General features: G+C 72.6%; 16 protein-coding genes. 10 read left to right on the top strand and 6 right to left on the bottom strand.

The window, feature by feature from the left end; all coding sequences use genetic code 11:
• Positions 1–326: 326 nt before the first annotated feature.
• Entirely contained in the window at positions 327–1,481 is a 1,155-nt protein-coding gene (locus AB0F71_RS30690; RefSeq protein WP_360241239.1) for a glycosyltransferase, read from the bottom strand.
• Positions 1,482–1,637: 156 nt separating this feature from the next.
• The gene (locus AB0F71_RS30685) at positions 1,638–2,078 is read right to left on the bottom strand and encodes an SRPBCC family protein (RefSeq protein WP_360241094.1); all 441 of its coding nucleotides are present in this window, start codon (positions 2,076–2,078) and stop codon (positions 1,638–1,640) included.
• Positions 2,079–2,168: 90 nt separating this feature from the next.
• Here AB0F71_RS30685 and AB0F71_RS30680 point away from each other — a divergent pair, with 90 nt between their 5' ends.
• Positions 2,169–3,071, top strand: a complete 903-nt coding sequence (locus AB0F71_RS30680; RefSeq protein ID WP_360241091.1) for a HipA family kinase — start codon at positions 2,169–2,171, stop codon at positions 3,069–3,071.
• 127 nt (positions 3,072–3,198) lie between these two features.
• Here AB0F71_RS30680 and AB0F71_RS30675 read toward each other — a convergent pair whose 3' ends face one another.
• The 3 genes from AB0F71_RS30675 to AB0F71_RS30665 form a co-directional block, all read right to left on the bottom strand.
• Positions 3,199–4,689 (bottom strand): S8 family serine peptidase, encoded by a 1,491-nt coding sequence (locus AB0F71_RS30675; protein WP_360241088.1) that lies wholly within the window; start codon positions 4,687–4,689, stop codon positions 3,199–3,201.
• A gap of 292 nt (positions 4,690–4,981) precedes the next feature.
• Complete coding sequence (locus tag AB0F71_RS30670; protein ID WP_360241085.1) at positions 4,982–6,058, bottom strand: amidohydrolase family protein; 1,077 nt, start codon at positions 6,056–6,058, stop codon at positions 4,982–4,984.
• Positions 6,059–6,061: 3 nt separating this feature from the next.
• On the bottom strand, positions 6,062–7,501 hold the full coding sequence (locus AB0F71_RS30665) for a glutamine synthetase family protein (protein WP_360241082.1): 1,440 nt from the start codon (positions 7,499–7,501) through the stop codon (positions 6,062–6,064).
• Positions 7,502–8,088: 587 nt separating this feature from the next.
• Here AB0F71_RS30665 and AB0F71_RS30660 point away from each other — a divergent pair.
• The 9 genes from AB0F71_RS30660 (at position 8,089) to AB0F71_RS30620 (ending at position 19,744) form a co-directional block, all read left to right on the top strand.
• The gene (locus AB0F71_RS30660) at positions 8,089–9,864 is read left to right on the top strand and encodes a 3-hydroxybutyryl-CoA dehydrogenase (protein WP_360241079.1); all 1,776 of its coding nucleotides are present in this window, start codon (positions 8,089–8,091) and stop codon (positions 9,862–9,864) included.
• Between the two features lie 257 nt (positions 9,865–10,121).
• Positions 10,122–11,042, top strand: a complete 921-nt coding sequence (locus AB0F71_RS30655; RefSeq protein ID WP_360241076.1) for a TetR family transcriptional regulator — start codon at positions 10,122–10,124, stop codon at positions 11,040–11,042.
• Between the two features lie 381 nt (positions 11,043–11,423).
• Positions 11,424–12,761 (top strand): crotonyl-CoA carboxylase/reductase, encoded by a 1,338-nt coding sequence (ccrA, locus tag AB0F71_RS30650; protein ID WP_360241073.1) that lies wholly within the window; start codon positions 11,424–11,426, stop codon positions 12,759–12,761.
• Positions 12,762–12,771: 10 nt separating this feature from the next.
• Complete coding sequence (locus tag AB0F71_RS30645) at positions 12,772–14,802, top strand: protein meaA (protein ID WP_360241070.1); 2,031 nt, start codon at positions 12,772–12,774, stop codon at positions 14,800–14,802.
• 43 nt (positions 14,803–14,845) lie between these two features.
• A complete protein-coding gene (locus AB0F71_RS30640; RefSeq protein ID WP_360241067.1) occupies positions 14,846–15,808 on the top strand; it encodes a CoA ester lyase in 963 nt (320 codons plus the stop codon).
• A 5-nt stretch (positions 15,809–15,813) separates the two neighbouring features.
• Positions 15,814–16,317, top strand: a complete 504-nt coding sequence (locus AB0F71_RS30635; protein WP_360241236.1) for a MaoC family dehydratase — start codon at positions 15,814–15,816, stop codon at positions 16,315–16,317.
• A 149-nt stretch (positions 16,318–16,466) separates the two neighbouring features.
• Complete coding sequence (locus AB0F71_RS30630) at positions 16,467–17,669, top strand: acyl-CoA dehydrogenase family protein (protein WP_360241064.1); 1,203 nt, start codon at positions 16,467–16,469, stop codon at positions 17,667–17,669.
• 517 nt (positions 17,670–18,186) lie between these two features.
• The gene (locus tag AB0F71_RS30625) at positions 18,187–18,879 is read left to right on the top strand and encodes a phosphatidylserine decarboxylase (protein ID WP_360241061.1); all 693 of its coding nucleotides are present in this window, start codon (positions 18,187–18,189) and stop codon (positions 18,877–18,879) included.
• A 40-nt stretch (positions 18,880–18,919) separates the two neighbouring features.
• Positions 18,920–19,744 carry a CDP-alcohol phosphatidyltransferase family protein gene (locus tag AB0F71_RS30620; protein ID WP_350506808.1) on the top strand — a complete coding sequence of 275 codons (825 nt, stop codon included), beginning with the start codon at positions 18,920–18,922 and terminating at the stop codon, positions 19,742–19,744.
• Positions 19,745–19,842: 98 nt separating this feature from the next.
• Here the strand turns inward: AB0F71_RS30620 and AB0F71_RS30615 are convergent, their stop codons facing one another.
• Positions 19,843–21,168 (bottom strand): hypothetical protein, encoded by a 1,326-nt coding sequence (locus AB0F71_RS30615; RefSeq protein WP_360241058.1) that lies wholly within the window; start codon positions 21,166–21,168, stop codon positions 19,843–19,845.
• Positions 21,169–21,855: the final 687 nt, after the last annotated feature.

The following is a 21,855-nucleotide window of genomic DNA, read 5'->3' as shown; positions in this document are numbered from 1 at the left end:
CGTCCCGGCCCGGTGGGCGCGGTCCTGACAGCACCTGCTATCGCTGGCGGTTTTCGGTTCTCCGGCGAGGGGGCCGTTCGCGGAAGGACTGGTCACCACGGACGCGGCTGCGAAGGACCCGGACAGGACCTCCCGGGGTGAAATCGAAACGAAGCAGGCAAAATCCGACAATACCGAACGTAGGCATGTACGCCGGAAGTTGACTTGCCGTTTCATTCCAGCCGCCCATTAATAGTTATTTCGGATTTAACGCCTCGTCCATTTCCGGTTGAGGGTGCGAATGCTCCGGCGCCGGAAACGGCGGGGATTCACGGCATGTGAAACGATCAGATCCGCTCTGGGACACGGGTCCTGCGCCGTCCGGCCGCCGGTCCGGCCCCCAGCAGATGGCGGTACAGAACGTCCACCTGTTCGACCACCGTGCGGACGTCATGGCGGGCCGCGACGTGCTCGCGCAGTCGGGCACCGCGTCGCTCGCACTCGATCGGGTCGGACAGCGCTTCGGCCATCCGGGTGGCGAGCGCGTCCGCGTCCTCGGGCGGCAGCACCGACTGCGCGCGCTCCGCCGGCGGCAGGCACTCCCGGGCCCCCGGCACATCCGTCAGCAGCACCGGCCGGGCCGCCGCCATCGCCTCCAGCGGCGCCAGCGCCATCCCCTCCCAGCGCGAGGGCAGCACCACCAGGTCGGCCGCCGCCAGCCAGGGGCGCGGATCCGGCACGTCCCCGACCAGCCGGACCCGGCACGGTTCGGCCGACTCCCGGACCGCCTCCGCCAGCCGCTGCTCCTCCGGCCCGCCGCCGACCAGCGCCAGTCGGGCCTGCGGCACCCGGCGCAGCACCTCCGGCCAGGCGGCCAGCAGGACGTCCTGGCCCTTCTGCCGGCACAGCCGCCCGACGCAGACCGCGAGCGGGGCGTCCAGGTCCAGCCCGAGCGCGATCCGGGCGGCCCGGCGGTCGGCGGGCGCGTAGTGGCGGACGTCCACGCCGTTGGGCACCACCGCCCAGTCGGCGTGCACCCCCGCGGCCACGCCGTCGGCCCGCTCCTGGACGCTGACGCACAGCAGCCGGTGCGCCCAACGGCTCGCGAAGCGCTCCCAGCGCAGGGTCGCGGCGGCCATCGCGCCGTCCACGGCGGCGAAGGACCAGGCGTGCGGCTGGAAGACGGTCGGCACCGCGCCGCGCACGGCCAGCCGGCCGGCCAGCCCGGCCTTGGCGCTGTGCAGGTGGACCACGTCCGGTCCGGCGGCCCGGACGATCCGGCGCAACCGCCAGGCCTCGGCGGCGGTGGCCGGGCCGGGCGAGCGGTCCGCGGGCCAGTCCTGGACCAGCGCGCCGACCGCGGCGGCCTCCTCGGCCAGCCGCCCGCCGCGCGGGCAGGCGACCAGCACCCGGTGCCCGGCCTCGCGCTGCCCCCGGACCAGATCGACGACGACGCGGGCGACTCCGCCGTCCACCGGCTGCGAAATGTGAAGGATCGTCATATGCACGGCGGCGAGCCTAGGGTGGCTCCCCCGCGCGGGGCGGCCCGCGTCACCCGCAGGTGGTGGGCCGTCCACCCGTACGGCTTGCGGCTCGTACGGGCGGACGAACCGCTCGAAACTCCGGGCGATTCCCCCGGATCGGGCGGGACCCCGGGGTCAGCGCACCTCGGCGGCCAGGTTGGCCAGCACCTGGTCGTGGATCCGGTTCAGGCCCTTGGGGGCGAAGGTGCGCTCGAAGAAGCCGCCGATGCCGGTGGCGCCCTGCCAGGTGGCGGTGACGGTGACCTTGGTGCGGCCCTCGCCGGCGGCCGCGACGGTCCAGGTGATCACCATGCTGGAGTTGGCGTCCTTCTCCACCAGCTGGTCCGGCTGCGGCGCCGAGACGGTGAACAGGCAGTCGCGCACCCGCTTCTCGGTGGCCTGGAGCTTCCAGTGCACCTGGGTGCCGGCACCGGTCCCGCCGACCCGGACCTCGTACTCGCTGTACTGCGCGGGCAGCAGCTTCGGGCGGGTCACCTGGTAGTCGGCCAGCGCCTCGTACACCCGCTCGGGCGCGGCGTCGTAGACCCGCTCGGTGGTGGCCTGGACCTGTCCCATGCCTTGCTCTCCTCGTGTGGTGGGTACCGCTCTGCGTACCGGTCTCAGCGGCAAGCCAATCACGTGGCACGGCGGGATAGGGTGGCGGGTGTGCTCGATCTGGTGACTGCGCTGCGCTACGTGGACCCCCTACGGGCCGGAGGCTCGGTGCCGGGCGTCGTGGAGACCGACGACCTGGGAACGTACGTGGTCAAGTTCACCGGTGCCGCCCAGGGCCGCAAGGCGCTGGTGGCCGAGGTGATCGTCGGTGAGCTGGCCCGGCGGCTCGGACTGCGGGTGCCGGAACTGCGGCTGGTGGACTTCGATCCGGCGGTGGCCGCCGACGAACCGGACACCGAGATCCAGGACATGCTCAAGGCCAGCGCCGGGCTCAACCTCGGGATGGACCTGCTGCCCGGGGCCGCCGACTACCGGCCCGGGATGATCCCGGTGGACTCCGCCGAGGCGGGGCGGGTGGTCTGGCTGGACGCGCTCACCGGCAATGTCGACCGCACCGTGCACAACCCCAACCTGGTGGTCTGGCACCGGCGGCTCTGGCTGATCGACAACGGCGCCGCGCTGATCTTCCACCACCGCTGGGCCAACGCCGAGGCGTCCGTCGGCAAGCGGTACGACCTCAGCGCCCACGCGCTGGGCGCCTGCGCCCCGGACGTCCGGCTGGCCGACGAGGACCTCGGGCCGCTGGTCACCGTCGAACTGCTGGAGCAGGTGGTGGCGCTGGTCCCGGACGAGTGGCTGGCCGGCGAGCCCGGCTTCGACTCGGTGGATGCCGTCCGGCACGCCTACGTCACCCACCTGGCCGCCCGGGCGGTGCTCTCCGCGGAGTGGCTGCCGGAGGGCTTCGCCACGCCCGCGCAGCTGCGCGAGGCGGAGCTGCGCCGCGCGGCCCGCACCCGGGCCGGCCGGCCGGCCTGGCTGCAGGAGGTGCCGGACCTGCACGGCAAGCCCTCGGTGGAGACGGTCTGGGAGCACCACGTCGAGGCCGGGGAGTAGCTCGGACGGACCGCCTGGCCTGCCGCGGCCCGGTCGCGGCCCAGGGCCTCAACGCCGCTGGGGAGCGGGGCCCGTGGCCCCGCTCCCCAGCTCAGCGTTCGGTGTTCAGCGCTCGGTGGTCAGCGCGTCAGCGCCACCACTGGACCGCCTTCTCGGCGTTGATGATGCCCGCGCCGTAGAAGCCGTTGTCGTCCACGCCGCCCTCGCAGGTGGCGTTCCACTGGCCGGTGTTGCCCGGGTTGTAGACGCCGGTCGGGCAGGCGTGGGACTCGGCCTGGTTGGTCAGCAGCTCGGTGAGCTCGTCCGGGCTGGCCCACGGGAAGGTGCTGGCGAGCAGCGCGACCACGCCGGTGACGTGCGGGGTGGCCATCGAGGTGCCCTGCATGTACCCGTACTTGTTGCCCGGGATGGTCGACAGGATGCGACCGTTCTTGTCCGGGGTGTTCGGGATCTGGTAGCGGGCGTCACCACCCGGCGCGGCGACGGTAACGACGCCCTTGCCGTAGCTGGAGTAGTACGACTTGTCGCCGTTGACGCCGACCGCGGAGACCGCGATCACGCCGGGCAGCTCGGTCGGCAGCGACAGGCAGTCGTTGGTGACCGGGCGGGTGCCGGGCTTGGTGTCGTCCGGGCTGGAGACGTCGGTGGTCTTGTGCGCCAGGTCGATGTTCTCGTTACCGGCGGCGGCGACGTTCAGGACACCCTTGCGCTGCGAGAAGGCGACGGCCTTGCGGACGGCGTCCGAGATCGCGGCCTGGTCCTTGTCGTTCGGGCAGTTGAACATCCACGGGTCGACGTAGTAGCTGTTGTTCGTCACCTTGAAGCCGTGCTCGCCGGCCCAGACGAAGCCGCAGACCGCGTTCTCCGGGTAGATGAAGCCACCGTCGTCGACGACCTTGACCGCGGCCAGCTTGACGTTCGGGGCGATGCCGACGACGCCCTTGCCGTTCTTGGCGGCGGCGATCGTGCCGGCGACGTGGGTGCCGTGGTCGCTGGTGGTCGGCTGCCAGGCCTTCCAGTCGGTGTTCGTCCTGCCGTCGATGCAGGAGACCGACTGCGAGGCGTCCACGTTGGCGGCCAGGTCCTCGTGGGTGGCGTCGATGCCGGAGTCCAGCACGCCGACGGTGACGTTGCGGCTGCCCAGCGAGATCTTGTGCGCCTTGTCGACGCCGATCTGGCGCATGTCCCACTGGTTGGGCTCGTACGGCTCCTGGCCGTCCGTGGCGGCGGCGGCGCCGGTCGGCTCGGCGGCGACCTCGGCCTTGCTCTGGTCGGCGGCGAGGATGCCCTTGGTGCGGCTGGCGCCGACCGAGTCGACGCCCTTGGCCAGGCGCAGCTTCTCCGCGAACTTGGTGTCGTTGGAGCGGGCGACGATGACGCCGACCTGCTCGTACGACTGGACCACCGTGCCGCCGAGGGCCGTGACGGCCTTCTCCACCTTCTGCGCCTGACCGTGGTTGGCCTTGGTGTTGACGACGTAGCTGAGCAGCGGACCGGTCGTCGAGTCGCCGGTGGGCGCCGCGACGGCGGTGCCGGCCGGGAGCGCGAGGGCTCCGGCGGTCGCGAGCACCAGGCCCACGGCCGCGTAACGGGTCCGGCTGATCCGAGGAACTCTCATTGGGGTTGGCCCTCCCGAGTCGTCATCCGGCAGCTGCGGTGTGGCAGGTGCGCTGGGATGACCGGGACGTTAATGAATATTCGCTGATAAGCGCAAGAGGTAGTCATCTAATCGTCACATCTAGCCCAACAACGGAGGTTCGCGCTCCACCGGCCAACAGGCGAAACAGGGTTGAAGATTGTTAAAAAGTGATGGTTCGTCGACGACTGGGCTGATTTGGCATGTGCGCGAAAACACACCCCGGCGCTCAGCCCAGCGCGTACAGGCGGCGCGCGTTGTCGGCCGCGACCAGTCAGGCCACCCGCTGCGCGTCCGCGGCCGAACAGGCGCCGTCCGCCCGCCAGTCGGCGAGCAGCATGCCCAGTCCGTGCCGGAACTGTGCGGCGCCCACCAAGAACAGTTCGGGAAGTCCGTAGGCGTCGGTGGAGAACAGCAGTTTTCCGAACGGCACCAGTTCCGACATCTCGCCGAGCACCGCCGCCACCCGCGGCCCGGTGTAGGAGGCCGTCAGCCCCAGATCGGCGTACACCGTCGGAAAGGCCTGGGCCAGCCAGCCGGCCTGTCGATGGTAGGGATAGCCGTGCAGCAGCACCAGCGGGACGCCGCTGGGCTCGGCGGCGCGGACGAAGTCGGTCAGCAGGGACGGGTCGGCGTGGTGCAGGGTGAGGTCGGGGTCGCCGAAGCCGGTGTGGAGCTGGAGGGGCAGGCGCAGCTCGGCGCAGACGTCCACGGCCGTCCAGAGCAGGTGGTGCAGCAGCACCGGATCGGTCAGCCGCCCGCCCCCGGCACGCAGCCGGGCCCCGGCGGCGGCCACCACGGCCCGGCGGGCGGGCCGTTCGGCGGGGACGGCCAGGCCGTGCCGGTAGGCGACCACCGACTTGACCGCGACGGCTCCGGCGGCGGCCTCCGCCAGGGCCTCGCCGACGGCCCGCGGCCAGTCCGCCGCGCCGCCCGGCACCCGCTCGGCCACCGGCTCCAGCCGGACCACCTCGCGCACCACCGCCCCGGTGGCCCGGGCGAGTTCGGGCAGCGGCAGCAGGTCACGGCCCGCGGCGGCGGTCAGCCCGGTGTCCACCAGGCAGGTGTCCAGCCCGGCGGCCGCGAGCAGCCGGCGGGTGGCCTCGGCCGCGCCCAGCTCGCGCCGCCGGGCCAGGTAGTCCGCGGCCGGGGCGTGCGCGGGCAGGCCGAGTACGGGCGGGCACCACCGCCGGACGGCGAGGCCGATCGCGCTGTCGAAGGGCGAGCAGCCGGGCGCGGGCGGTCGGTCGGACTCGGTGAGGAGTCCGGCCAGGGCGTCGTCGGCCAGCTCGGCCGCCACCACGCTGTGGCAGTGGTGGTCGACCAGTGCCCCGACCTCCGGCCGGGCCACTTCTCAGTACCGCCAGCGCGTCGCCGCGATCAACTCCGGTGCGCCGACGGCCGCGTACTGCTCGGCCTCGGCCCGGCGCACCGCCGCCACCGCCTGGTGCAGCGGTTCACCGAGCGCCTCGCGCAGCACCGCCGAGCGTTCGTACGCGGCGAGCGCCTCGGCCGGGCCCTGTGGCAGCCGGGGCACCGTACCCGGCTCGGCGGCGGCCGGATCCCCGGTGAACTCCGGTGGCAGGGCCAGGCGTTGGTCCAGGCCGGCGAGGCCGGCGGCGATCACGCCACCGACCGCGAGGTACGGGTTGGCGCTCCCGTCGAAGCACTTGACCTCGGCGTTCGCGGCGTCGGCGCGCTCCCCGGTGGAGCCGGTGACCAGGCGCAGCGCGGCCTCCCGGTTCTCCAGGCCCCAGCACTGGTACGCCCCGGCCCAGTGCTGGGGCACCAGCCGCAGGTACCCGGCGGGGCTGGAGCAGCCCAGCACCAGGAGTTCGGGCAGCGCCTGGAGCACCCCGGCGAGGAAGCCCTCGGCCTCGGCCGTCAGCCCGTGCGGGCCGGAGCCGCCGTGCCCGAGGTTGCGGCCGTCCCGCCAGAGGCTGAGGTGGAGGTGGCCGCCGTTGCCGACCCCGTCGGGCTCGACCACGGGGGCGAAGGACGCCCGCAGGCCGTGCCGGGCGGAGACGGCGCGGACGGTGTGCCGGACCAGGACGGAGGTGTCGGCGGCGCCGACCGGGCCCTCGGGGGCGACCGAGACCTCGAACTGGCCCGGGGAGTACTCGGGGTGGATCTGCAACACGCCCAGCCCCTGGGCGCGGAGGGCGCGCAGGACGTCCCGCAGGTAGTCGGAGAGGTCGGTGAGCCGGTGCATGCCGTACGCGGGGCCGTGGGTGGGGTACTGCGGCGGCTCCTGCGGGGCCCCCGCCAGGGCGACCACCCACTCGACCTCGATGCCCGCCTTGAGGCTCAGCCCGCGGGTGGCGGCCGCGGCCTCCGCCCGGCGGGCGAACAGGCGCTGGCAGCCGGGGTGCGGGGCGCCGGCCTGGGTGTAGCGGTCCGCGGGGGCCCAGGCCCAGCCGGGCTGGGCGGCCAGCGGGACGATCCGGTCGAGGTCGGGGTAGAGCCTCAAGTCGCCGGTGGGGCCGCCGATCAGCGGGCTGGTGGTGATGGTGTCGTCGGCGAGGAACACGTCGAAGCAGGGCGCCGCGCCGACGCCCCACTGGGCCGCGTGCGCCAGGCCGTCGAGCGGCACGCCCTTGACCCGCGCGATGCCCGCGTTGTCCACCCACGTCACGGCGACCGCCTCGACGGCGGCGGTGCGCAGCCGGTCGACGGCGCGCTCGGCCCGCTCGGCGCGTTCGGCCCGCGGGGGCAGCGCGACGGCGGCCGCGAGGGCGCCGGGGCCGAGCGGCCCGACGGGGTCGGCGGCCTGGGCGGGGGTGGCGGTGGTCATGCCGCCATGCTGCCCTGCGGAGCGGGGCCGGTAACTCCCCTATCGAGTGGAACGGGCGGACACGCGTCCGCCCGTTCACCCGTTCGAGGAAGGGTCATTCGGGTCCGATCCGCCACTGCTCCGGGCAAGCCCCCCGCCCGCTCGGCGAAGGAGTCCACCGCTCCGTCCGCGGTCCGGGCGGTTTTCCGCCGACGCCCTCTTCCTACTCACGAGTAGCTTCGCTACAGTGGCCGGACGCACCACCGTCGGGCTTCGGGAGCCGCACCGACGGGAGGTCGCGGTCGCCGTGTCTGCGGCGCCCGTGCGGTGCGCTTTCACCGGCCGGTGCCGCGAACCGCGGCGGGCCGGGTCTCTCCTCGTATCAGCGCCGCTTCCTTCACCTTCGAGCGCCTGAGCACCACGGCACACCCCGCAGTTCGGCCGGAGCGGACCGGCCGCTGCCCGGGCCTGCCGGAACCCCGTCATCTCCCCAAGCCCCCGTGCGCGGACCCTCCTCCGGCGGGCGGCCGCCCCCGTCCTCGTCGACGGGTGCGGCGGCCCGCCCGCCGGAGCGCGCGCGGGCCCTTCATGACTAGGAGTCAGGACAGATGGAGCGTCCCTTCCCCACCGTGGCCGTCGTCGGCCTCGGCACGATGGGTGCCGGCGTCGCGGTGGCGGTCGCCAGGAGCGGCCGCCGGGTGATCGGCATCGAGGCCTCCGAGGACTCGGCCACCCGGGCGCTGGCCCGGATCGAGGAGGCGACCGCGCACGCGGTCGACCGGGAGCGGATCACCGCCGGGGAGCGCACCGCGCTGCTGGCCCGGATCTCGGTCGGGCACGCGCTGGCCGCGGCCGCCGAGGCGGACCTGGTGATCGAGGAGGTCCCCGAGCAGCTGGAGCTGAAGCGGGAGGTCTTCGCCGAGCTGGACCGGATCTGCCCAGAGGGCACGGTGCTGGCCACCGGTACCACCGCGCTGTCGGTGACCCGGATCGCCGCCGCGACCGCCCGCCCGGAGCGGGTGCTCGGCCTGCACTTCTTCAACCCGGTGCACAGCATGAAGCTGGTCGAGGTGGTCCGCACCGTGCTGACCTCCCCGCAGACCGCCGAGGACGCCGCCGCCTTCGCCCGGGACCTCGGCAAGGAGCCGGTGGCGGCCGGCGACCGGGCCGGCTTCGTGGTGAACGGCCTGCTGTTCGCCTACCTGAACCAGGCCGCCGCGATGTACGAGTCCAAGTACGCCTCCCGGGAGGACATCGACGCCGCGATGCGGCTCGGCTGCGGCCTGCCGATGGGCCCGCTGGCGCTGCTCGACCTGATCGGCGTGGACACCGCCCGGACGGTGCTGGAGGCGATGTACGAGCAGTCCCGGGACCGGCTGCACGCGCCCGCGCCGATCCTCGGCCAGCTGGTCTCGGCCGGGCTGCTGGGCCGCAAGTCCGGGCGCGGCTTCTACACCTACGAGGCGCCGGGCTCCTCCAGGGCCGTGGACGCGGCGACCGGCCCGGCGCGGCCGAAGGTGGCGGGCCGCGAGGTGCGCACCGTCGGCGTCTGCGGCTCGGGCACGATGGCCACCGGGATCGCCGAGGTGTTCGCCAAGGCCGGGCACCCGGTGCTGCTGGCCGCCCGCAGCCAGGAGAAGGCCGAGCGGGCCAAGGCGCAGCTGGCGAAGTCGCTGGAGCGCTCGGTCGCCAAGGGGCGGCTGAGCGCGGAGCAGCGGGACGCCGCGCTGGCGCTGGTCACCCCGGTCGGCCAGTACGCCGAGCTGGCCGAGGTGGACCTGGTGGTCGAGGCGGTCGCCGAGGACCTGGCGGTCAAGCGGGAGCTGTTCGCCACTCTGGACAAGATCGTCCGTCCGGGCGCGGTGCTCGCCACCACCACCTCCTCGCTGCCGGTGATCAGCTGCGCGACCGCCACCTCGCGTCCGCAGGACGTGATCGGCATGCACTTCTTCAACCCGGCGCCGGCCATGAAGCTGGTCGAGGTGGTCTCCACCGTGCTGACCGCCCCGGACGTCACGGCGACGGTGCTGGAGCTGACCGCGAAGGTGCGCAAGCACCCGGTGGAGTGCGGCGACCGGGCCGGTTTCATCGTCAACGCCCTGCTGTTCCCGTACCTGAACGACGCGGTGCGGATGCTCCAGGAGCACTACGCGACGGTGGACGACATCGACACCGCGATGAAGCTGGGCTGCGGCTACCCGATGGGCCCGTTCGAGCTGCTGGACGTGGTCGGCCTGGACGTCTCGCTGACCATCGAGCAGGTGCTGCACCAGGAGTTCCGCGAGCCGGGCCTGGCCGCGGCGCCGCTGCTGGAGCACCTGGTCGCGGCCGGCTGCCTGGGCCGCAAGACCGGCCGCGGCTTCCGCGACCACGCGCGCCGGTGACCGCGTCACGGGCCGGCGGCGACCGGCTGCCCGACGCGGGGGCGACCCCGTACGGCCCCGGCTCCGCCCCGCCGGGCAACGGCGCGGCCTACGGCAACGGCACCGCGCCGTACGGCTCCGGGGCGGCCGCCCGCCCCGCCTGGACCCCGGGGGCGGTGTCCGCGCGCTGGCCCAGACCGGCCGTGACCGGCCCGGTCACGCCGGTGCGCCGGGGAAGGGCCGCGGCCCCGCCACCCGGGCCGTGTAGCGTTCCGGACATGGATCGGGTTCAGTCAGCCACCCCGCAGCACACCGCCGGACCGCGCGGCGCCGACCGGACGGCCGGCCCGTCCGGGGGCGCCGGGACGGAGGCCGGGCCGGGCAGCCGCCGGGCGGCGGCGCAGCGCCAGCAGATGCGCCAGGACCTGGCCGCGGCCGCGATGGAGCTGTTCGCCTCGCAGGGCTACGAGGAGACGACGGTCGACCAGATCGCCGCGGCCGCCGGGGTCGCCCGGCGCACCTTCTTCCGGTACTTCCGGTCGAAGGAGGAGGCGATCTTCCCCGACCACGACGACACCCTGGTCCGGGTGGCCGACCTGCTGGCCAGCGCCGAGCCGGAGGAGCACCCGCTGGACGTGGTGTGCCGCGGCATCAAGGAGGTGCTGCGGATGTACGCCTCCACCCCGGGGGTGTCGGTCGCGCGGTACCAGCTGATCCGTCAGGTCCCGGCGCTGCGCGAGCGCGAGATCGCCGTGGTGGCCCGGTACGAGCGGCTGTTCACCCGCTACCTGCTGGGCCGTTTCGACACCGGGGAGTCCATTCCGTCGGGCTGGCAGCGCGGCGGCGAGGACGACTCGATGCTGGCCGAGGTGTCGGCGGCGGCGGTGGTCGCGGCGCACAACCACGTGCTGCGGCGCTGGCTGCGGGCCGGCGGCCGGGGCGACGTCGAGGCGCAGCTGGACCACTCCTTCGAGGTGATCCGGCGGACCTTCTGGGCGGCCAGCGCCCCGGGTGCCAGACGCCGGGGCTCGCTGGTGGCACCCGGTGCCAGTGGGATGCCCGAGGACGTGGTGGCGGAGAGCGCACTGAGTGCCAGCCCCGGAGGTGAGGTGCTCATCACAGTCGCCCGCACGGACGCTCCGCTGGACGTCGTGGTGGACAGCATCCGGGCCGCGCTGAGTGGCGCCCGGGACCACTGAGGCGGCTGTTACTGCAGGTCAGAGGCGTAGCGAGGGCCCGTACCGATGAATCGGTGCGGGCCCTCGGCGTACCCGCACTACGCGCGTCCCGCACCCTTCCAGAGCGTCGGAATTCCTGACACCCGGTGTCTTTACGAGTGGCACAGGGTGCCACTACCTTGTTACTCACCAGTCGCGGCGCCGCGGCTCCCCACCTCGGCGCGCCGTCGTCCGGCGTTCCCCCACCCCGGGAACAGAGCCAGACCAGCAGTGCGGACCCGCCCGGACCAGCACCGGGCGACCGCCTGACCGCCAACCACCCACCTCAGCGAAGCCGGTGTCCGCTCCCGGCTCCCCCAGACGCCCTGTGACCCTCACACAGGTACGCCTTCGGAGGCAGCCATGCAGGAAATCCTCGACGCGATCCTCAGCTCCGACGCCACGTCGGCCGACTTCGCGGCGATCAAGCTCCCCGAGTCCTACCGGGCGGTCACGCTCCACAAGGACGAGGAGCAGATGTTCGCGGGCCTCGACAGCCGCGACAAGGACCCCCGAAAGTCCCTCCACCTCGACGAGGTCGCCCTCCCGGAGCTCGGCCCCGGCGAGGCCCTGGTCGCGGTCATGGCCAGCTCGGTGAACTACAACACCGTGTGGAGCTCGATCTTCGAGCCGGTCTCCACCTTCGGCTTCCTGGAGCGCTACGGCCGGCTGTCGCCGCTCACCAAGCGCCACGACCTGCCGTACCACGTGCTCGGCTCCGACCTCGCGGGCGTGGTGCTGCGCACCGGCGCCGGGGTCAACGCCTGGAAGCCCGGCGACGAGGTCGTCGCCCACTGCCTCTCGGTCGAGCTGGAGTCCCCGGACGGCCACAACGACACGATGATGGACCCGGAGCAGCGCATCTGGGGCTTCGAGACCAACTTCGGCGGCCTGGCCCAGCTCGCCCTGGTGAAGACCAACCAGCTGCTGCCCAAGCCGAAGCACCTCTCCTGGGAGGAGGCCGCCTCCCCCGGCCTGGTCAACTCCACCGCCTACCGCCAGCTGGTGTCGCAGAACGGCGCCGGCATGAAGCAGGGCGACAACGTGCTGATCTGGGGCGCCAGCGGCGGCCTCGGCTCGTACGCCACCCAGTACGCGCTGGCCGGCGGCGCCACCCCGATCTGCGTGGTCTCCAGCGAGTCCAAGGCCGACATCTGCCGCGCCATGGGCGCCGAGGCGATCATCGACCGCTCGGCCGAGGGCTACCGGTTCTGGAAGGACGAGCACAACCAGGACCCGCGCGAGTGGAAGCGCCTGGGCTCCAAGATCCGCGAGTTCACCGGCGGTGAGGACGTCGACATCGTCTTCGAGCACCCGGGCCGGGAGACCTTCGGCGCCTCGGTGTACGTCACCCGCAAGGGCGGCACCATCGTCACCTGCGCCTCCACCTCCGGCTACATGCACCAGTACGACAACCGCTACCTGTGGATGTCGCTCAAGCGGATCGTCGGCTCGCACTTCGCCAACTACCGCGAGGCCTACGAGGCCAACCGCCTGGTCGCCAAGGGCAAGATCCACCCGACCCTCTCCAAGGTGTACTCGCTGGAGGAGACCGGCCAGGCCGCCCTCGACGTGCACCACAACAAGCACCAGGGCAAGGTCGGCGTGCTCTGCCTGGCCCCCGAGGAGGGCCTGGGCGTGCGCGACGCCGAGCTGCGCGAGAAGCACCTGCCCGCGATCAATCGCTTCCGGAACGTCTGAGGAACCTCCGATGACCGAGCCCCAGAAGCGCGACCGCCCCTGGCTGATGCGCACCTACGCCGGCCACTCCACCGCGAGCGACTCCAACGCGCTCTACCGGCGGAACCTGGCGAAGGGCCAGACCGGCCTGTCCGTCGCCTTCGACCTGCCGACCCAGACCGGCTACGACTCCGACCACATCCTCGCCCGCGGCGAGGTGGGCCGGGTCGGCGTCCCGGTCGGCCACGTCGGCGACATGCGCACCCTGTTCGACGGCATCCCGCTCGAACAGACCAACACCTCCATGACGATCAACGCCACCGCGATGTGGCTGCTGGCGCTCTACCAGGTGGTCGCCGAGGAGCAGGGCGCCGACATCGCCAAGCTCACCGGCACCACCCAGAACGACATCGTCAAGGAGTACCTGTCGCGCGGGACGCACGTCTTCCCGCCCGGCCCGTCGGTGCGCCTGATCACCGACATGATCGCCTACACGGTCGGCAACATCCCCAAGTGGAACCCGATCAACATCTGCAGCTACCACCTCCAGGAGGCGGGCGCCACGCCCGTCCAGGAGATCGCGTACGCGATGTGCACCGCCATCTCGGTGCTCGACGCCGTCCGCGATTCCGGGCAGGTGCCCGCCGAGCGGATGGGCGACGTGGTCGCCCGGATCTCCTTCTTCGTCAACGCCGGCGTGCGCTTCATCGAGGAGATGTGCAAGATGCGCGCCTTCGCCCAGCTCTGGGAGAAGGTCACGCTGGAGCGCTACGGGGTCACCGACCCCAAGCAGCGCCGGTTCCGCTACGGCGTCCAGGTCAACTCGCTCGGGCTGACCGAGGCCCAGCCGGAGAACAACGTCCAGCGGATCGTGCTGGAGATGCTGGCCGTCACCCTGTCCAAGGACGCCCGCGCCCGCGCCGTCCAACTCCCGGCCTGGAACGAGGCGTTGGGGCTGCCCAGGCCCTGGGACCAGCAGTGGTCGCTGCGGATCCAGCAGGTGCTGGCCTACGAGTCGGACCTGCTGGAGTACGGGGACATCTTCAACGGCTCCGAGGTGATCGAGACCAAGACCGCGGCGCTGCTGGCCGGCGCCGAGGCGGAGATCGCCAAGGTGCTGGAGATGGGCGGGGTGATCCCGGCCGTCGAGTCCGGCTACCTCAAGTCCAACCTGGTCGCCTCGCACGCCGCCCGCCGGGCCCGGATCGAGTCCGGCGAGGACAAGATCATCGGGGTCAACTGCTTCGACACCACCGAGCCCAGCCCGCTCACCGCCGACCTCGACACCGCGATCATGGTCGTCGACCCGGCCTCCGAGCAGTCCGTGCTCGCCGCCCTGGAGGCCTGGCGCGGCGCCCGCGACGAGGCCGCCGCCCAGGAGGCGCTGGCCGAGCTCAAGACCGTCGCCGCCACCGAGGCCAACCTGATGCCGGCCACCCTCGCCTGCGCCCGGGCCGGGGTCACCACCGGCGAGTGGTCCTTCGCCCTGCGCGAGGTGTTCGGCGAGTACCGCGCCCCCACCGGCGTGGGCGGCGCGCCCGTCGCGGTCGCCGCCGAGCCGGGCGGGGAGCTGGAGCAGGTCCGCGCCGCCGTCGCCGCCACCGCCGAGGAGCTGGGCGCCGGAAAGCTGCGCCTGCTGGTCGGCAAGCCCGGCCTGGACGGCCACTCCAACGGCGCCGAACAGATCGCCGTCCGGGCCCGCGACGCCGGGTTCGAGGTGGTCTACCAGGGCATCCGGCTCACCCCGGAGCAGATCGTCTCCGCCGCCGTGGCGGAGGACGTGCACTGCGTGGGCCTGTCCATCCTCTCCGGCGCGCACACCGAGCTGGTGCCCGACGTCCTCAAGCGGCTGCGCCGCGCCGGGGTGGAGGATGTCCCGGTGATCGTGGGTGGCATCATCCCGGCAGCGGACGGCGAGGCCCTCAAGGCCGCCGGCGTCGCCGCCGTGTTCACCCCGAAGGACTTCGGCATCACCACCATCATCGGCCGGATCGTGGACGAGATCCGGCTGGCCAACCGGCTCCAGCCGTGGACGTCCGCACCGACCGCGGCCACGAACTGACCAGCTGACCAGCTGACCACTGGGAAGGAACCGAACCACCCTCATGACCACTGTCAACCGCCTGCGCCCGCGCCGCTCCTGCCTCGCCGTACCGGGCAGCAACCCGCGCTTCCTGGAGAAGGCCCAGGGCCTCCCGGCCGACCAGGTCTTCCTCGACCTCGAGGACGCCTGCGCCCCGCTGGTCAAGGAGAGCGCCCGCCACAACATCGTCGACGCGCTGAACAACGGCGACTGGGGCAACAAGACCCGCGTCGTGCGCGTCAACGACTGGACCACCCACTGGACCTACCGCGACGTGATCACCGTCGTCGAGGGCGCCGGCCCCAACCTCGACTGCATCATGCTGCCCAAGGTCCAGGACGCCGAGCAGGTCAGGGCGCTCGACCTGCTGCTCACCCAGATCGAGAAGACCATGGGCTTCGAGGTCGGCAAGATCGGCATCGAGGCGCAGATCGAGAACGCCAAGGGCCTGATCAACGTCGACGCCATCGCCGAGGCCTCGCCCCGGCTGGAGACCATCATCTTCGGCCCCGCCGACTTCATGGCCTCCATCAACATGAAGTCCCTGGTGGTCGGCGAGCAGCCGCCCGGCTACCACGCCGACGCCTACCACTACATCCTGATGCGCATCCTGATGGCCGCCCGCGCCAACGACCTCCAGGCGATCGACGGCCCGTACCTCCAGATCCGCAACGCCGACGGCTACCGCGAGGTCGCCGGCCGCTCCGCCGCCCTCGGCTTCGACGGCAAGTGGGTGCTGCACCCGGACCAGGTCGCCATCGCCAACGAGGTCTACTCCCCCTCCCAGGAGGACTACGACCACGCCGAGCTGATCCTCGACGCGTACGACTACTGCACCTCCGAGGCGGGCGGCGCCAAGGGCTCCGCGATGCTCGGCGACGAGATGATCGACGAGGCCAGCCGCAAGATGGCCCTGGTCATCGCCGGCAAGGGCCGGGCCGCCGGCATGCAGCGCACCACCAAGTTCGAGATCCCGGAGGCGTGATCCAGATGCAGTTCGGACGCACCTACGAGGAGTTCGAGGTCGGCGCGGTCTACAAGCACTGGCCCGGCAAGACGGTCACCGAGTACGACGACCACCTCTTCTGCCTGCTCACCATGAACCACCACCCCCTCCACATGGACACCAACTATGCGGAGAAGACGACGGACTTCGGGAAGAACGTCGTGGTGGGCAACTACATCTACTCGCTGCTGCTGGGCATGTCCGTCCCGGACGTCTCCGGCAAGGCGATCGCCAACCTGGAGATCGAGTCGCTGCGCCACGTCGCGCCGACCTTCCACGGCGACACCATCTACGGCGAGACGACCGTGCTCGACAAGTGGCCGTCCAAGTCCAAGGACGACCGGGGCATCGTGTACGTCGAGACCAAGGGGTACAAGCAGGACGGCACGGTCGTCTGCATCTTCCGCCGCAAGGTGATGGTGCCGACCGAGACGTACACCAAGGCGCGCGGCGGCGAGCAGCCCGGCCGCCCCGAGCCCCTTTCCTAGCCTCTCCCCTCTCAAAGACCCCGGACGGGTAGGCCGCCGTCATCGGCCGACCCCCACCCGGTCGGGGGCCCTGCTGCCGCAGCCACGCCGGCAGGGCCCCCGGAAAATCCCCCCCCCCCGCCCTTTTTCAGACATTCCGGAGCCGCACGATGGGACGCCTCGCACAGACCGACGGCCTCACCGAGATCCAGCGGGACATCCTCGCCACCGTGCGGGATTTCGTCGACAAGGAGATCATTCCGGTCGCGACCGAGCTGGAGCACAAGGACGAGTACCCGACCGCGATCGTCGAGGGCATGAAGCAGCTCGGGCTGTTCGGCCTCACGATCCCCGAGGAGTACGGCGGCCTCGGCGAGTCCCTGCTCACCTACGCCCTGGTGGTCGAGGAGATCGCCCGCGGCTGGATGTCGGTCTCCGGCATCGTCAACACCCACTTCATCGTGGCGCACATGATCAACGCCCACGGCACCCAGGAGCAGAAGGACTACTTCCTGCCGAAGATGGCCGCCGGCGAAATCCGCGGCGCCTTCTCGATGTCCGAGCCCGGACTCGGCTCCGACGTTTCGGCCATCTCCACCAAGGGCGTCAAGGACGGGGACTTCTACGTCCTCAACGGCCAGAAGATGTGGCTCACCAACGGCGGCACCTCCACCCTGGTCGCGGTCCTGTGCAAGACCGACGAGGGCGGCAGCTCCCCGTACAAGAACATGACCACCTTCCTGATCGAGAAGACGGCCGGCTTCGGCCCGAACCCGACCGTCCCCGGCCTCACCGTGCCCGGGAAGATCGAGAAGATGGGCTACAAGGGCGTCGACACCACCGAGCTGGTGCTCCAGGACGTGCGGATCCCGGCCGACCGGATCCTCGGCGGCGTCCCGGGCCGCGGCTTCTACCAGATGATGGACGGCGTCGAGGTCGGCCGCGTCAACGTCGCCGCCCGCGGCTGCGGCGTCGCCCGCCGCGCCTTCGAGCTCGGCATCTCCTACGCCCAGCAGCGCTCCACCTTCGGCAAGAAGATCGCCGAGCACCAGGCGATCCAGTTCAAGCTCGCCGAGATGGCCACCAAGGTCGAGGCCGCCCACCAGATGATGGTCATGGCCGCCCGCAAGAAGGACAGCGGCGAGCGCAACGACCTGGAAGCCGGCATGGCCAAGTACCTGGCCTCCGAGTACTGCAAGGAGGTCGTCGAGGACGCCTTCCGGATCCACGGCGGCTACGGCTTCTCCAAGGAGTACGAGATCGAGCGCCTCTACCGCGAGGCCCCGATGCTGCTCATCGGTGAAGGAACTGCGGAGATCCAGAAGATGATCGTCGGGCGCCGGCTCCTGGAGGAGTACAAGATCGCCGAGTGACGGCCGGTCCCCGCCCGAGCGCGGGGACCGCCGAGTGATTGCGGGACCGCCCGGATTGACGGGCGGCCCGCTCCGAAACCGCCGGTCGACGGGCGTGCGGGCCCGTCCCGGCAGAGCGCCGTGCCCGTCACGGCCCGGCCTGGTCCGCCTGGGTCCGGCACGGCCTCCGGAAAGCGGCCGCAGGGCGTACAGCTGCAGCGACACGCCCTGCGGCCGCTTCCGTACACCTTCTTCCACCCGGTGCGGCCCGTGTCCCCCACCGGGTTCCGACCGCACCCCTGCTGAGACAAGTGTCACCAGCCGTGTCCGGTCCCTTGGGAACCGGACCGGGGCGAGCTACGGTCGTAGAGGTGGGACGCGCGCACGCGCTCCCACCGGACACATGAACGAGCAGGCGGGTTGCCCACCCACCGTGTGCTCCCGATAGCATCCACCGGGACAGCAAGCCGTCCCTCTATTACCGATCCCGCGGTGGCCCCCGTCCAGCGGCCATGATCCCCCGCGACAAAGGTCTTCGATGCCCATCAGCCCGTCCCCTCACACCTCCGTCACGGACCGCGATGCCCTCGCAGCCCCGACGGCCGGTCGGCGACCCCGCGTGACCATCGCGCGCGGAGCCACCCCCTGGTTCGTCCCCACCCTCGCCACGGCCGCCGTGACCACCGCCCTCACCCGGCGCAACGGCAAGTGGGCCCTGGCCGCGGTACCGGCCTGCGCGCTCGGCGCGGGCATGCTGTGGTTCTTCCGCGACCCCGAGCGTGAGATCGGCACCGGCAGAGTCATCTCCCCCGCCGACGGCGTGGTCCAGAGCATCGACGCCTGGCCGGACGGCCGCACCCGGGTCGCGATCTTCATGAGCCCGCTCAACGTCCACGTCAACCGGGCGCCCCTGCCGGGCACGGTGACGTCGGTCGAGCACGTCGCGGGCGGCTTCGTGCCGGCCTTCAACAAGGACAGCGACCGGAACGAGCGGGTCGTCTGGCACTTCGAGACCGAGCTCGGCGACATCGAGATGGTGCAGATCGCGGGGGCCGTGGCCCGTCGCATCGTGCCGTACGTGACCGCCGGAACCAAGGTCGAGCAGGGCGACCGGATCGGCCTGATCCGGTTCGGCTCCCGGGTCGACACCTACCTGCCGGCCGGCGTCGAGGTCGGCGTCGAGGTCGGCCAGAAGACCACAGCCGGGGTGACGCGCCTTGACCGTGACTGATCCTGAAACAATCGTCGGCCTGGACGACGAGGAGACGGCCCTGCGCCGTCGCCGCTGGGCGCGCGACCGTGAGCTGCGCGCCCCGCGTTCCCCGCAGCACCTGTCCACCGCCGACTTCCTGACCCTGGGGAACGCCGTCTGCGGCTTCCTGGCGATCTACTCGATCACCACCGGGGTCCTCGTCCCGCACATCACCAACCCGGACGCCGCTCCGGACCGGCACAGCGCCGCCACCGCGGTGACGCTGCTGCTGATCGGCTCGATGTGCGACCTCTTCGACGGCCTGGTGGCGCGGAAGCTCCGCTCCTCCGCCCTCGGAGCGGAACTCGACAACCTGGCCGACCTGATCAGCTTCGGCATCGCGCCGGCCTACTTCGTCGCCGTCTGGGGCATGGTCTCCCAGGGCTCCAACACCAAGCTCTCGGCGCTGATCGCGCTGACCGTGCTGCTCGCGGTGGTCCTGCGGCTGGCCCGCTTCTCGGCCGTCAAGATGCGGCCCGGGGTGTTCCAGGGCATGCCCTGCCCGATGGGCGCGATGACGGTCATCGCCATCGTGCTGCTCGACCCGCCGTTCCTGCCCGGTCTGCTCGCCATCTTCGGCGCCGCGTACCTCATGGTCAGCCGGATCGAGTACCCCAAGCCGCAGGGGCTGCTGGCCACCGCCACGCTCTGCTGGGTCGTCGTGGCGATCGGCTGCCTGGCCGCCTGGGCGACCGGGCTGCCCGGTGGCGACACCCTGATGCACATCGGCGCCTTCGCCCAGATCACGCTCGCCGCGATGGCGCCGCTGCTGGTCATCCGGCGCAAGGTCGGGCAGAAGGTCGGCGACGTCCGCGCCCGGCGGGCGGAGTCGCGGCTCGGCTGAACCGCCGCGTGACGTAGTGACGTACGGAGGGCCCGGAACCATCAGGTTCCGGGCCCTTCGCGTTGCTTCTGGGGGGTCTGCGGTCCTTGCTGGGAGGGTCACGCCCCGCCGGTGTGGACGCTGAACGCCGAGCGGCGGGCCGCCCGGGCCACGCCCGGGTCCGGGTGCACGCCGGAGACCGCCGTCAGCACCGAGGCCGCCCGGGGGTGCCCGGACTGCCGGGCCCGGGCGAACAGCCGCACCGGGTCACCCGCCGAGGCGCCCTCGACGTGCCCCACCAGCAGCTCCGTCTCACCGTGGTCCAGCACCGCCGCCGCCGTGTCCACCCACAGCCAGGCCGCGTCCTCGGCGCCCAGCACGTCCGCCGGGGCGACCCCCTCGTCGGACCGCTCGGCCAGCCAGAGCAGCGCGTACGGGCGCAGCACCGGCTCGTCCACCGCCGCCCGCACCGCCTGCTCGGCCGGACCGCCGGCCACCCGCAGCGCCTCGAAGGCCAGGCCGCGCACCAGCGCGTCGTCGCCCTGGGCCGCGTCCAGCAGCTCGGCCACCGCGCGGTCCGCCGGGCGGGCCGCCACCCAGGCGCGGAACTCCGCCCGGGCCGGGCCCGGCGAGTAGTCCGCGCAGGCGTTCAGCAGCTCGAAGGCGCTCTGCTCGATGTGCCCGGCCGCGGTCTGGGCGACGGTGCAGATCTCCTCCAGCTTCGCCCGCACCGCCCAGTGGCCCAGCGGGGACAGCTCGGCGGCGTCGTCGCGGCGCACCACGGCGCCGACCGCCGTCAGGCCGTCCAGCATCCAGTCCAGCACCGCGGCCACGTCGGAGGGCGCGGCCGGGGTGTCGATCTGCGGCGCCCGGCAGGTGCCGCGGACCGCGGACACCGCCGAGGCGGCGTGCGGCACCGGCGACAGGCCCGGATTGCCCAGCCCGGCCCCGACCCGGCGCTCGTCCAGGCCGCGGCGCAGCAGCTCCAGCAGCTCGCTCTCGGCCACCGGGCCGTCCACCAGGTGCAGGAAGGACAGCAACTGCGGGGCCTGGTCCACGGCCTGGCCGGCCAGGACGGCGAACACCCCGCGCAGCGCGGCGGGCGGCACCGGGGCGAGCAGCGTCCAGGCGTCGAACAGCCCGGACCAGCCGCGCACCACGGCCTCGTCGTCGTGCTCCCAGGCGTGCAGGCGCCAGCCGGGGCCCGCTCCGCCGTCCCGGGCCTCCACCAGGCCCACCAGCAGGGCCTGGCCCCAGGCCTTGGCCGCCGCGCCGACCGTCATGGCCAGCGCCCGGCCGGCCTCACGGGCGTCGTCCGGGAGCAGCTCGCCGCGCTTGTCGACCTCCGCCAGCTCCCCGGCCCAGCGGGCGATCCGGACGGCGTCCACCAGCATCCGACGGGCCAGCGGGGCCAGCTCGGCCGGCGCGGGGAAGCCCTCCGGCACCGGAACCCGGCCCCGGCCGGGGGCCGGGGCGGGACCACGGCGTCGGGGTACGGCGGCCCCGCCCGGCCTGCCGCCGGAGGGCCGTTGGGCCGTACCGGGGAGACGGGTCACCGTCGCACCGGTACCGATCGTCGGCGGGAGCGGGGCATCACGGTCGCGCGGGTTCCGAGACGTCACGTCGAGCAGTCTTCCCCTTGTACCGGCCTTCTGTCACATCCGGTTGCCCGTACGACCGCTCGACCGGGGGCGGCACCTCCGCAAGATCGGGCAACAGAGGCAAACCGCCTGGCCGGAAACGTGTGGCGGGGTCATGCCAGGGGGGTGGTGGGGCGTTGCCCTGGCCGGTCGGGTGGTCACGCTGCGTGTGGGGGTGGGGGCGGTGGGTGGTTCTGCGGGCGTGCGGGAGGGGCGGGGTGCGGTGGAAGCGGAGGGCTGTGATCCGGCCAGGTGGCATGTGCCGGTGGGGGGCAGTGCTGCACCGGAAGTCGGCGGGGTCGACTTCTGGTGCAGTGGGGGTGAGGGGAGGGGAGGGGGAGGGGGAGGGAGGCGGTTTCTAGGGGTCGTTGCAACACGTGGTCGGTTTGCTCAGGCCGCGATGAGTTTATGCAGGCGCGGGGGGGGGGGGGGCCCCCCGGGGGGGTTGGGGGGGGGGCCGGGGTGGTGGGGCGCCGCGTGGGCCCCGGCCAA

It is taken from the genome of Kitasatospora sp. NPDC028055 (assembly GCF_040637885.1).
GTDB lineage: Bacteria > Actinomycetota > Actinomycetes > Streptomycetales > Streptomycetaceae > Kitasatospora.
This window is presented reverse-complemented; position numbering and strand designations above follow the sequence as displayed.